We start from the raw sequence: 11,655 nt of genomic DNA, 5'->3' as shown, positions 1-11,655 counted from the left end.
AATGACATGCTTGCCGAACCTGTAAAGATCGCTGCGGTACAGATGGTTTCCACGCCCGTCGTGGAAGAGAATTTCGCAAACGCGCGCCGGCTTGTCGCCGATGCGGCGCGGCAGGGTGCAAGGCTGGTCCTGCTGCCCGAATACTGGCCCATCATGGGCATGAAGGAATCCGACAAGGTGGCGCATGCCGAGCGCCTCGACGCGGGGCCGATACAGGCATGCATGGCGGAGATGGCGCGCGAAAACGGCGTGTGGCTCATTGGCGGCACACTGCCGATGGCAGCGGCGGAAGCGGACAAGGTCCTCAACACCACCATGGTGTACAACCCGCAGGGCGAGCATGTGATCCGCTACGACAAGATCCACCTGTTCAGCTTTACCAAGGGCGAGGAATCCTATGACGAGGCGCGCACTATCGTGCATGGCACGTCGGTCGGTGCCTTCGACGCGCCGTTCGGCAGGGTAGGGCTTTCGGTGTGCTACGACCTGCGTTTCCCGGAGCTCTACCGGGCAATGGGCGACTGCGCGCTGATCGTCGTGCCGGCAGCTTTCACCTACACCACCGGCCGCGCGCACTGGGAGATCCTGCTGCGCGCAAGGGCGATCGAAAACCAGTGCTATGTACTGGCCGCCGCACAGGGCGGGATTCATCCCAATGGCCGCCGGACCTGGGGACACAGCATGCTGGTCGATCCTTGGGGAGAGGTCAAGGCGGCGCTCCCGGAAGGGGAGGGAACGGTGGTCGGCGAACTCGATCCCGCGCACCTGCGGCGCGTGCGCGAGAGCCTGCCCGCGTTGAAGCACCGCAAGCTGTAGACCTTTGTTACCGCGAGGCACTGGCCCTGAAATCAACGGGCACCTTGCGGATGTTCTACAATCTATCCATCTTTTTCCATCTTTTGACTCCTTTCCCCCGCGCCCGCCGGGCGCATGCAGAGATACCATGAATCTTTTCGAACCGAATCTCCAGACCCTCGGCATTGCACGCGACATCCTGCTGTCCCCCTTCGGACTCGATGAATCCAAGCTGAACAGGGCACTGGGCGAGATCTTCACGCACAAGGTCGACTATGCCGACCTGTACTTCCAGTTCACCCGCAACGAAGGCTGGAGCCTGGAAGAAGGCATCGTCAAGACCGGCAGCTTCTCGATCGACCAGGGCGTGGGCGTACGCGCGGTGTCGGGCGACAAGACAGCGTTTTCCTACTCCGATGAAATTTCCGAGCGCGCACTGCTGGAAGCGGCCGCGGCCACCCGCACCATTGCGCGTCAGGGCGCCGGCAAGGTGAAGGTCGCATCGGCGATCCAGCCGGTGGGCGGCCGTTCACTCTACCTGCCGCACGATCCGCTTGCTTCCCTTGATGCAACGGAAAAGGTGAAGCTGCTCGAGAAGGTCGAAAAAATTGCGCGCGCGAAGGATCCGCGCGTGGTGCAGGTGATGGCCGGGCTGGCGGGCGAATACGATGTCGTGCTGGTGGTCCGCAGCGACGGCGTGCTGGCGGCGGACGTTCGCCCGCTGGTGCGTGTTTCGGTGACCGTGATCGCCGAGCAGAACGGGCGGCGTGAAATCGGATCGAGCGGCGGCGGCGGACGTTACAACTATGCGTATTTCACCGACGAGCTGCTGGAGAAGTACGCCACCGAAGCCGTCGAATCCGCGATCGTCAACCTCGATGCCCGTCCCGCTCCCGCAGGCGCGATGACCGTCGTGCTCGGCCCCGGCTGGCCCGGCGTGCTGCTGCACGAAGCGGTCGGCCACGGCCTCGAAGGCGACTTCAACCGCAAGGGTTCCAGCACCTTCTCGGGCCGCATCGGCGAACGTGTCGCCGCCAAGGGCGTGACCGTGGTGGACGACGGCACCATCGCAGACCGCCGCGGCTCGCTCAACATCGACGACGAGGGCAACCCGACGCAATGCACGACGCTCATCGAGGACGGCATCCTGAAGGGCTATATCCAGGACACGATGAATGCGCGCCTGATGCGGATGAACGTGACCGGCAATGCGCGCCGCGAGTCGTACGCACACCTGCCGATGCCGCGCATGACCAATACCTACATGCTGGCCGGCGACAAGGACCCGCAGGAGATCATCGCCTCGGTGAAGAACGGCCTGTACGCGGTGAACTTCGGCGGCGGCCAGGTGGACATCACCAACGGCAAGTTCGTGTTCTCGGCGAGCGAGGCCTACATGATCGAGGATGGCAAGGTGACCTATCCGGTCAAGGGCGCCACCCTGATCGGCAACGGCCCCGACGTGCTGAACCGCGTGACGATGATCGGCAACGACATGCAGCTCGACAGCGGCATCGGCGTGTGCGGCAAGGAAGGGCAGAGCGTACCGGTGGGCGTGGGCCAGCCGACGCTGCGCATCGAAGGCATGACCGTGGGCGGCACCGCCTGATTGACACACTGGCAGGGCTGGAGCGGGATTTGCGACGAATTTCCCCCAAAGCCTTGCCAAATCTAATGAATTACTGCACTATTAATCGAAATTTTCAGCAAAAACCCTGAAAAACATGACTTTCGCGCGCTTTTACTTTTATTTTTTCTTTAGCTATTCCAGCCCAAAGGCGGTGGAAAAGCGGTCAGCGCACGAATAAAAGAGCACGAACCGAATCCTGAAAAACCGCCAGAAATGGCGGTTTTTTCGTTTATACAGACTTGAACCTGACTGGAGAGTACACATGCAACGCACAGACGACTTGCGCATCCGGGAAATGAAGGAACTGGCGCCCCCGTCGCACCTGATCCGCGAATTTTCCTGCACCGAGAAGGCCTCCAACACGGTCGCCAATTCCCGCGTCGCGCTGCACCGCATCCTGCATGGCCAGGATGACCGCGTGATGGTGGTGATCGGCCCCTGCTCGATCCACGATACCAAGGCCGCGATGGAGTATGCGCGCCGCCTGGCCGAGCAGCGCGAGCGCTTCAAGGACGACCTGGAAATCGTCATGCGCGTGTACTTCGAAAAGCCGCGCACCACGGTCGGCTGGAAGGGGCTGATCAACGACCCCTACATGGACAACAGCTTCCGCATCAACGACGGCCTGCGCATGGCCCGCCAGCTGCTTCTCAACATCAATGAACTCGGCCTGCCGGCCGGCACCGAATTCCTCGACGTGATCAGCCCGCAGTATGTTGCCGACCTGATCAGCTGGGGCGCGATCGGTGCCCGCACCACCGAGTCGCAGGTGCACCGCGAGCTGGCCTCCGGACTGTCCTGCCCGGTCGGCTTCAAGAACGGCACCGACGGCAACATCAAGATCGCGGTCGATGCGATCAAGGCCGCGTCGCAGCCGCACCACTTCCTCTCCGTCACCAAGGGCGGCCACTCCGCCATCGTGTCCACCGGCGGCAACGAGGATTGCCACATCATCCTGCGCGGCGGCAAGGCGCCGAACTATGACGCCGCCAGCGTCGAAGCCGCCTGCAAGGACATCGCCGCCAACGGGCTGGCATCGCGCCTGATGATCGACGCCTCGCACGCCAACAGCTCGAAGAAGCCGGAAAACCAGGTGCCGGTCTGCGCCGACATCGCCAAACAGATCGCCGGCGGCGACACCCGCATCGTCGGCGTGATGGTGGAATCGCACCTGGTCGCCGGCCGCCAGGACCTCGTGCCGGGGAAGGAGCTCACTTACGGCCAGTCCGTCACCGACGGTTGCATCGACTGGGATACCAGCGTGAAGGTGCTGGAAGGTCTCGCCGACGCCGTGCGTCAGCGCCGCCTGGCGGACACGGAGTAAGCGCGTCCGCGTTTTACTTGAGTTTGGTTGCACCGCCGTCATCCCGACGAAAGTCGGGATCCAGTGTCTTGCACTTGTTGTTTAACGTCACTGGATCCCGGCGTTCGCCGGGATGACGTTCTTTACACCTGCGGTGCGTACCGGTGTGGCATCGAGAGCGGCAAGGAGCGCGCTCAGAAGCGCTTTGTCAGGACCATGTGGGCGCCGTCGCGGCGCATCTCGGTGCGGTTGAGGAAAGACATCCCCAGCAGGATGATCGGCAGGCCTTGTTCCTGCACCAGCGCATCGACCTGGTTGATCTCGATATCGCCCACCTTCACGGTGTTCAATTTGATCTTGTACGCCGGCGCCACGCCGTTCGCGGTATTCACATAGGCCGGCGCGCCCTTCTTGTAGTCGATACCCAGCCGTACCGCATCCGATGCCGGCAGGGCGATCAGGGTCGCGCCGGTATCGAGCAGCATGCGCACGCTGCCGCCGTTGATCTGGCCGTTCACCATGTAGTGGCCCTGGCCGTCGGCCTGCAGCGTGACGCTCTGCTTGCCGCCGCCCGATGAAGGTGCACGGTTGAAATGCTCCCCCATCGCGATCGTCTGCCGCTTGCCGTTGATGTCGATGGTGGCGCCGGAACTATCGGCCGCGACCAGCTTGATGCCCTCGGCGATCGAGGCGCCGACCGAGTAGGTTTTCGGCGATCCGCCGTCCACCACCAGCACCGCCTTGTTCGGGAACACGCCGACCACGCTGATGTCTGCAGCGAGGGCAGCGCCGGAAAGGAGCAGAAGGGCAGGGAGGGTGGCCAGGCGCATGGCGGTCAGTCGCGGAAGTTGTTGAACTCGAGCGGCAGGTCAGTGACTTCCTTGCGCAGCAGCGCCATCGTCGTCTGGAGGTCATCGCGCTTGGCGCCGGAGACGCGCACCGCATCGCCCTGGATGCTTGCCTGCACCTTGATCTTGCTCTCCTTGACGATCTTCACGATCTTTTTCGCGGTATCGGAGTCGATGCCGTTCTTGACCTTGATGATCTGCTTCACCTTGTCGCCGCCGATCTTCTCGATCTTGCCGATGTCGAGGAAGCGCACATCCACATTGCGCTTGACCATCTTCCCGGTCAGCACATCGCGCACCTGGTTGAGCTGGAATTCGCTGTCCGCGTAGGCGGTCAGTTCGCGCTCTTTCTGATCGACGCGGGCGTCGCTGCCCTTGAAGTCGAAACGGGTGGAGATTTCCTTGTTGGACTGGTCGACGGCATTGCGCACTTCGACGATGTTGGCTTCGGAGACGACGTCAAAAGAAGGCATGTCTTACTTCCTTTATCACTGTTGGGGGGAACCGGCCGGGTGGTTGTTGTTCTGGCAGGCCGCGTTGCGAGTTGATCATCGCCGATTCTAGCCGACAAAAAAACGGGTGGCTAGAGACGGCGCCCTCTATATAATTCCTCGGCTATGGCTAACGTTCTTCCCGTTCAATACGATTTCCCGCTGGGGCGCTTCAACACCTTCGGCATCGATGCCACCGCGAAGGCTTACCTCGCCGTGACCTCGACCGGCATGTTGACCCATGTCAAAGGCGACCCCATGCTCGCGCGTCTCCCGCGCCTGGTGCTCGGCGGCGGCAGCAACCTCCTGCTGACCGGCGATTTCCCGGGGCTGGTGCTTCACATGCAGATGACGGGCGTGCAAGTCGTCGGCGAGGATGACGATGCGGTGTATGTGAAGGCGGCGGCGGGCGAGAACTGGCACGGCTTCGTGCAGTGGACCCTGCAGCAGGGCCTGGGCGGACTGGAGAACCTGTCGCTCATTCCCGGCAATGTCGGCGCCGCGCCGATCCAGAACATCGGCGCCTACGGCGTCGAACTGAAGGACCGCTTCCACGCGCTGACCGCCTTCGATTTCAACACCGGCGAAACCTTCACGCTGGACAACGCTGCATGCCGTTTCAGCTACCGCGACAGCATCTTCAAGCATGCACTGCGCGACAGCGCGGCGATTGTCGATGTGACCTTCGCATTGCCAAAGAACTGGCAGCCGAACACGCAATACGGCGACGTCGCACAGGAACTGGCGGCGCGCGGCATTACTGCCCCTACGCCCATGCAGGTGAGCGAAGCAGTGATCGCCATTCGCACACGCAAGCTGCCCGACCCGGCATTGATCGGCAACGCGGGCAGCTTCTTCAAGAACCCGATCGTGACGAAAGAACAGCGGGACGCATTGCTGGAGCGCTATCCGCAACTGGTGAGTTATCCGCAGGCAGACGGGACGTACAAGCTCGCCGCGGGCTGGCTGATCGACCAGGGCGGCTGGAAGGGCAAGGGCCGGGGTGCGGCAGGTGTGTATGAAAAGCAGGCGCTGGTGCTGGTCAACCGCGGTGGCGCAACAGGGCGCGACATCGCCGATCTTGCCGCCGCGATCCAGGAGGATGTGCTGGCCAGGTTCGATGTGAGGCTGGAACCCGAACCGGTCTTTGTCTGAAACAAAAAAGGCGATCCTCGGATCGCCTTTTTCATTGCTGCCTGCTGCTTACGCGTTCACGAAGTGGCACACGTAGTCCAGCGTCTCCAGTGTTTCGATATCGAAGCTGGAGTTGCCCGGCACGTTGAAGCTCTGGCCGCCTTCGTAGCTCTTCCATTCGGTTTCACCCTTGAGGCGGATGCGGCATTTGCCGGCATTCAGCTCCATCACTTCCGGTGCGCCGGTGTTGAAGGTCAGCGACGACGGGAAGATGACGCCGATGGTCTTCTTCGTGCCGTCTGCGAACAGCACGCTGTGCGAGACGCACTTGCCGTCGAAGTAGATGTTGGCCTTCTTGACGACCGATACGTTGTCGAATTGTGTGGTCATGGTTTCCCTGTTTTCGTTATTTGTCGCTCTTGCCCAGGCGCGGCAGCGCCACTGACGAACCGGCGGACAGCAGGCCGGCATTGCTGTAGATGCCCAGCTTTTCGCGCGTGTCGGTGATGTCGAGGTTGCGCATGGTGAGCTGGCCGATGCGGTCCTGCGGCGTGAAGGCGCCTTCGCCCTTTTCCATCGTCAGGCGTTCCGGCTTGTAGGTCAGGTTCGGCGAGTCGGTGTTCAGGATCGAGTAGTCGTTGCCGCGGCGCAGTTCCAGCGTCACTTCGCCGGTGATGGCGCGCGCCACCCAGCGCTGCGATGCCTCGCGCAGCATGATCGCCTGCGGGTCGAACCAGCGGCCCTGGTAGAGCAGGCGGCCGAGCTTGCGGCCGTTCTCACGGTACTGCTCGATCGTGTCTTCGTTGTGGATGCCGGTGACCAGCCGCTCGTAGGCGATGAACAGCAGCGCCAGGCCGGGGGCTTCGTAGATGCCGCGGCTCTTGGCTTCGATGATGCGGTTTTCGATCTGGTCGCTCATGCCCAGGCCGTGGCGGCCGCCGATTCGGTTCGCTTCCATCATCAGGTCGACCGCGCTGGCGAAGGTCATGCCGTTCAGCGCAACCGGACGGCCTTCCTCGAAGCGGACAGTCACTTCTTCCCGCTTGACCTCGACGTCGTCGCGCCAGAACGCCACGCCCATGATCGGTTCGACGATCTTCATGCCGCTGTTGAGGTGCTCGAGGTCTTTCGCCTCATGCGTCGCGCCCAGCATGTTGGAGTCGGTGGAATACGCCTTCTCGACCGACATCTTGTAGTCGAAGCCGGACTTGATCAGGAACTCCGACATTTCCTTGCGGCCGCCGAGTTCGCGGATGAAGGTATCGTCGAGCCAGGGCTTGTAGATGCGCAGCGACGGGTTCACCAGCAGGCCGTAGCGGTAGAAGCGCTCGATGTCATTGCCCTTGAAGGTGCTGCCGTCGCCCCAGATGTCGACCTGGTCTTCCTGCATCGCGGCCACCAGCATGGTGCCGGTCACGGCACGGCCGAGCGGCGTGGTGTTGAAGTAGGTGATGCCGGCCGTCGAGATGTGGAAGGCGCCGCTCTGCAGCGCGGCGATGCCTTCGGCCACCAGCTGCTCGCGGCAATCGATCAGACGAGCCTGTTCGGCGCCGTACTGCTTTGCCTTCTTCGGGATCGCATCGTAATCGGGCTCGTCGGGCTGGCCGAGGTTCGCGGTGTACGCGTACGGGATCGCGCCCTTCTGGCGCATCCAGTGCAGCGCGGCGCTGGTGTCGAGACCGCCGGAAAAGGCGATGCCCACTTTCTGGTTGACGGGAACGGACTGGAGGATGGTTGACATGATTTCTGCTTCGCTTGCTGGGATGGTAATGGGGTGGACTGGGCGGGCACTCAGCTGAGCTTGCCCAGGACAAGGTATTCGAGCAGCGCTTTCTGCACGTGCAGGCGGTTTTCGGCTTCGTCCCACACGACCGACTGCGGACCGTCGATCACTTCGGCGGCGACTTCTTCGCCGCGGTGCGCCGGCAGGCAGTGCATGAAGAGGGCATCGGCGTTGGCGCGCTTCATCTTCTCGGCATCGACGATCCAGCCGTCGAAGGCCTTCAGCCGTGCCGCGTTCTCTTCTTCGTAGCCCATGCTGGTCCACACATCGGTGGTCACCAGGTCCGCGCCGGTGCAGGCGTCGGACGGATTGGGGAAAACGGTGTACTGGGTGTTATCCGGCGCCACCAGCGACTGGTCGATTTCATAGCCCTTCGGCGTCGAGACATTGACGTGGAAGCCGAACACCTGCGCTGCCTGCAGCCAGGAGTAGAGCATGTTGTTGGCATCGCCGATCCACGCCACGGTCTTGCCTTGGATGGAGCCGCGGTGCTCGATATACGTGAACACATCGGCCAGCACCTGGCAGGGATGATGCTCGTTGGTCAGGCCGTTGATGACAGGCACGCGCGAGTGGCCGGCAAAGCGCTCGATGATGTCCTGGCCGAAGGTGCGGACCATGATGATGTCGCACATGCGGGACATGACCTGCGCCGCATCCTCGACCGGCTCGCCGCGGCCGAGCTGGCTGTCGCGGGTATTGAGGTAGATCGCCGCGCCGCCGAGCTGGTGCATGCCGGCCTCGAAGGAAAGGCGGGTGCGCGTCGAGTTCTTTTCGAAGACCATCACCAGCGTGCGGTCGAGCAGCGGATGATAGGTTTCGTAATTCTTGAATTTGCGCTTGATGATTCGTGCGCGTTCGATGACGTACTCGAACTCGTCAAGCGTAAAGTCAGAAAACTGCAGGAAGTGTTTGATCGCCATAAATGAAAACGGCGGCCAGTGGCGCCTGCCGCCGTGGGGGTTGTAAGCCGTTCAATTATAAGGGATTTTTATCCCAAAAAGATAACAAAACGGCCCGGCGCGAGGCCTTTCCCTGACCTTAGTAAAGCTTTTGCGAGGATTCGTGCACGAGCTGCTGGTAAAGGGCGTGGCGCATCGCCGTTATTTCGCCCTGCTCGACGGCGGACAGGATCGCGCAGCCCGGCTCGGCAAGGTGATGGCAGTTGTAAAAACGGCAATTGCCCAGGTGCGGGCCGAACTCGCGGAAGGCGCGTTCCAGCATGCCTTCGGTGAGGTGGTAGAGACCGAACTCCTGAAAGCCCGGGGAATCGATGATGAAGGTTTTGCCGTCCAGCATGAACAGGCGGGTGAAGGTGGTGGTGTGCTTGCCGGAATCCAGCGCGGCTGAAATTTCGCGCGTTGCCAGTTCCGCGCCCGGCACCAGCAGGTTGATGAGCGAGGACTTGCCCATGCCGGACTGGCCGATGAGGATGGTCGACTGCCCGGCGAGCAACGGTTCGAGCTGCGCCTTCGTTTCCTCCGGCGCGCTGCGCGCGGAGACCTCCAGCACCGGATAGCCGAGGCGGGCATACAGCGCAACCCGTTCGCGGGCCTTGGGCACGGCCTCGGCCACGTCCATCTTGTTCAGGAGGATGTAAGGCCGGATTCCACCGGCCTCGGCGGCGACGAGCGCGCGCGACACCAGGTCGTCCGAGAAGCTCGGCTCCGTTGCGACGACAATGAACAACTGCGTCAGATTGGCAGCAAGCAGTTTCGACTTGTACTGGTCGGAGCGGTAGAGCAGCGTCTTGCGTTCCTCGATCCGTTCGATCACGCCCTGGTCGGGCGAAGTGCGCTTCCAATGAACCACATCGCCGACGGCGACATCACTTTTCTTGCCCCTGGTTACGCAGTGAACGCGTGTGTCGCCGGCCTGTACCAGATAATGCCTGCCGTGGGCGGCAATGACGACGCCTGCCTCAACTCCCATCACTCAGCGCGCCGCCTGCTGAAAGATCGCGTCGACCTTGGCAGCGCCGATGAAGTCGTTTTCCGAAATGCCGCCGCGCCCGCTGTTGACGGAGTGGGTATCGAACTTGACCACGCAGCGGTTGTAGGTCACGACCAGTTCCGGATGGTGGTCGTCGGCATGGATCACCCATGCGATCGCGTTCACGAAGGCCAGTGTTTCATGGTAGTTCTTGAACACGAAGGTTTTCACGATCTTGCCGTCCTGCAGCGCCCAATTTTCCACGGCGGCAAGATGTTCCTGGATTTCGGCATCGGTCAATGCGGTTTCGAGATGGCGGCCCTTCTTTTGGACCAGCTCGGCGGCGGTTACCATGTTTGTCCCCTTGAAATGTTTGTTTATCGTCCGGCAAGCAGATGATGGATGCGTACGCTCGCCGGCGGGTGCGAGTCGTAGAAGGCGGAGTGCAGCGGGTCGGGCGTCAGCGTCGACGCGTTGTCTTCGTATAGTTTCACCAGCGCGGAGACGAGGTCCTGGGCGTCGGTGTGCTTCGCCGCGAAGGCATCGGCTTCGAACTCATGCTTGCGCGAGGTGAGCGAGACCAGCGGCGAGAACAGGAAGGTGAACACCGGCAGCGCCAGCGTGAACAGGATCAAGGCCATCGCGTCGTTGTTCGTGAGCAGCATCGGGTCCACCCCCAGGCCGGTGTAGAACCAGACCTGCGTCTTGAGATAGCCGAGCAGGGCGAGGAAACCGAGCGACAGCGCGAACATGACGGCGATGCGCTTGATCACGTGCCTGAGCTTGAAGTGGCCGAGTTCGTGTGCGAGCACCGCCTCGATTTCCTGCGGGCCGAGGCGGGCCAGCAGGGTGTCGAAAAAGACAATGCGCTTGGCGGCGCCGAAGCCGGAGAAGTAGGCGTTGCCGTGCGCGCTGCGCTTGGAGCCGTCCATTACGAACAGGCCTTTGGAGGCAAAGCCGACGCGCTGCATCAGGTTCTCGATGCGCGATTTGAGGCTTTCATCCTGCAGCGGCGTGAACTTGTTGAACAACGGGGCGATGACGGTGGGGTAGAGCACCAGCAACAGCAGCTGGAATCCGGTCCAGACGAACCAGGCGTACAGCCACCAGAGATCGCCGGACTTGTCCATCAGGGTAAGGATCACCCAGACCAGCGGCACGCCGATCACGATGCCGATGACAATGTTCTTGACCAGGTCGCTGATGAACAGGCCAAGCGTCATCTTGTTGAACCCGAAGCGCGCTTCGAGGACAAACTGGCGGTAGTAGTCGAAGGGCAGCTCGATCAGGCCCGAGATGAAACCGAAGGCGGCGATCAGCGCCAGCTGGTAGAGCATGCCGGGGCCGGTGAGCTTGAACAGCGCGACCGACAGCCACTGCAGGCCGCCGAGCAGCGTGAATCCGATGAGCACGCCGGCGTTCACCAGCAGCATCAGGAGGCCCAGCTTGGTCTTGGCCACGGTATAGTCGGCCGCCTTCTGGTGGGCGTGCAGCGGGATTTTTGCGGCGAATTCCGGCGGCACGGCCACCCGGTGGGCGATCACGTGGCGGATATGTCGCGATCCCAGCCAGAAGCGGACGGCCAGGGTGAGTACCAGGAAACCGACGAACAATACCGAAAACGCAAGTGAAGACATGCCCTGCCTGTGAGAAAATGGCGGATTACCGAGGAAAACAATTATGTCACAAGCTCCCTTGAACGCACCTGCCCGCCCGAACGAATTCAACCTGATCTGGGT

The 11,655-nt window shown here is 62.0% G+C and carries 12 protein-coding genes; 4 read left to right on the top strand and 8 right to left on the bottom strand.

What is annotated here, in order from left to right:
• The first annotated feature begins 6 nt into the window (after positions 1–6).
• The 3 genes from VFF99_RS07780 (at position 7) to aroG (ending at position 3,749) form a co-directional block, all read left to right on the top strand.
• Positions 7–816, top strand: a complete 810-nt coding sequence (locus VFF99_RS07780) for a carbon-nitrogen hydrolase family protein (protein ID WP_325016597.1) — start codon at positions 7–9, stop codon at positions 814–816.
• 127 nt (positions 817–943) lie between these two features.
• A complete protein-coding gene (gene tldD, locus VFF99_RS07775; RefSeq protein ID WP_325016595.1) occupies positions 944–2,404 on the top strand; it encodes a metalloprotease TldD in 1,461 nt (486 codons plus the stop codon).
• Between the two features lie 283 nt (positions 2,405–2,687).
• Positions 2,688–3,749, top strand: a complete 1,062-nt coding sequence (gene aroG / locus VFF99_RS07770; RefSeq protein ID WP_325016593.1) for a 3-deoxy-7-phosphoheptulonate synthase AroG — start codon at positions 2,688–2,690, stop codon at positions 3,747–3,749.
• 173 nt (positions 3,750–3,922) lie between these two features.
• On the opposite strand, the gene VFF99_RS07765 is transcribed toward aroG, so the two are convergent.
• The gene (locus tag VFF99_RS07765; protein ID WP_325016591.1) at positions 3,923–4,558 is read right to left on the bottom strand and encodes a retropepsin-like aspartic protease family protein; all 636 of its coding nucleotides are present in this window, start codon (positions 4,556–4,558) and stop codon (positions 3,923–3,925) included.
• A 5-nt stretch (positions 4,559–4,563) separates the two neighbouring features.
• Entirely contained in the window at positions 4,564–5,049 is a 486-nt protein-coding gene (locus tag VFF99_RS07760) for a YajQ family cyclic di-GMP-binding protein (RefSeq protein WP_325016589.1), read from the bottom strand.
• Between the two features lie 144 nt (positions 5,050–5,193).
• Between VFF99_RS07760 and murB the strand changes: the two genes are divergently transcribed.
• On the top strand, positions 5,194–6,222 hold the full coding sequence (murB, locus tag VFF99_RS07755) for a UDP-N-acetylmuramate dehydrogenase (RefSeq protein ID WP_325016587.1): 1,029 nt from the start codon (positions 5,194–5,196) through the stop codon (positions 6,220–6,222).
• A gap of 48 nt (positions 6,223–6,270) precedes the next feature.
• On the opposite strand, the gene VFF99_RS07750 is transcribed toward murB, so the two are convergent.
• The 6 genes from VFF99_RS07750 to VFF99_RS07725 form a co-directional block, all read right to left on the bottom strand.
• Positions 6,271–6,591, bottom strand: coding sequence for a pyrimidine/purine nucleoside phosphorylase (locus VFF99_RS07750; RefSeq protein WP_325016585.1), 321 nt, complete (start codon positions 6,589–6,591; stop codon positions 6,271–6,273).
• A gap of 16 nt (positions 6,592–6,607) precedes the next feature.
• Positions 6,608–7,942: an argininosuccinate synthase gene (gene argG, locus VFF99_RS07745; RefSeq protein WP_325016583.1), complete on the bottom strand. Its 1,335-nt coding sequence runs from the start codon at positions 7,940–7,942 to the stop codon at positions 6,608–6,610.
• Between the two features lie 50 nt (positions 7,943–7,992).
• Positions 7,993–8,907, bottom strand: coding sequence for an ornithine carbamoyltransferase (gene argF, locus VFF99_RS07740; RefSeq protein ID WP_325016581.1), 915 nt, complete (start codon positions 8,905–8,907; stop codon positions 7,993–7,995).
• A gap of 118 nt (positions 8,908–9,025) precedes the next feature.
• Positions 9,026–9,916, bottom strand: a complete 891-nt coding sequence (rsgA, locus tag VFF99_RS07735) for a ribosome small subunit-dependent GTPase A (protein ID WP_325016580.1) — start codon at positions 9,914–9,916, stop codon at positions 9,026–9,028.
• A 3-nt stretch (positions 9,917–9,919) separates the two neighbouring features.
• Positions 9,920–10,270: a 4a-hydroxytetrahydrobiopterin dehydratase gene (locus VFF99_RS07730; RefSeq protein WP_325016578.1), complete on the bottom strand. Its 351-nt coding sequence runs from the start codon at positions 10,268–10,270 to the stop codon at positions 9,920–9,922.
• 23 nt (positions 10,271–10,293) lie between these two features.
• A complete protein-coding gene (locus VFF99_RS07725) occupies positions 10,294–11,553 on the bottom strand; it encodes a M48 family metallopeptidase (RefSeq protein WP_325016576.1) in 1,260 nt (419 codons plus the stop codon).
• Positions 11,554–11,655 lie beyond the last annotated feature (102 nt).

Source organism: Noviherbaspirillum sp. (assembly GCF_035654295.1).
In the GTDB taxonomy this organism is placed as follows: domain Bacteria; phylum Pseudomonadota; class Gammaproteobacteria; order Burkholderiales; family Burkholderiaceae_D; genus Noviherbaspirillum.
Note: the sequence above shows the minus strand (reverse complement) of the source record. Positions and strands in the feature narration are given on the sequence as shown.

Coding starts and splice junctions, on each gene's coding strand:
- tldD (WP_325016595.1), top strand. CDS start 944: ATGAATCTTTTCGAACCGAATCTCCAGACCCTCGGCATTGCACGCGAC.
- argF (WP_325016581.1), bottom strand. CDS start 8,907: ATGGCGATCAAACACTTCCTGCAGTTTTCTGACTTTACGCTTGACGAG.
- argG (WP_325016583.1), bottom strand. CDS start 7,942: ATGTCAACCATCCTCCAGTCCGTTCCCGTCAACCAGAAAGTGGGCATC.
- aroG (WP_325016593.1), top strand. CDS start 2,688: ATGCAACGCACAGACGACTTGCGCATCCGGGAAATGAAGGAACTGGCG.
- murB (WP_325016587.1), top strand. CDS start 5,194: ATGGCTAACGTTCTTCCCGTTCAATACGATTTCCCGCTGGGGCGCTTC.
- VFF99_RS07730 (WP_325016578.1), bottom strand. CDS start 10,270: ATGGTAACCGCCGCCGAGCTGGTCCAAAAGAAGGGCCGCCATCTCGAA.
- VFF99_RS07760 (WP_325016589.1), bottom strand. CDS start 5,049: ATGCCTTCTTTTGACGTCGTCTCCGAAGCCAACATCGTCGAAGTGCGC.
- VFF99_RS07765 (WP_325016591.1), bottom strand. CDS start 4,558: ATGCGCCTGGCCACCCTCCCTGCCCTTCTGCTCCTTTCCGGCGCTGCC.
- VFF99_RS07780 (WP_325016597.1), top strand. CDS start 7: ATGCTTGCCGAACCTGTAAAGATCGCTGCGGTACAGATGGTTTCCACG.
- VFF99_RS07725 (WP_325016576.1), bottom strand. CDS start 11,553: ATGTCTTCACTTGCGTTTTCGGTATTGTTCGTCGGTTTCCTGGTACTC.
- rsgA (WP_325016580.1), bottom strand. CDS start 9,916: ATGGGAGTTGAGGCAGGCGTCGTCATTGCCGCCCACGGCAGGCATTAT.
- VFF99_RS07750 (WP_325016585.1), bottom strand. CDS start 6,591: ATGACCACACAATTCGACAACGTATCGGTCGTCAAGAAGGCCAACATC.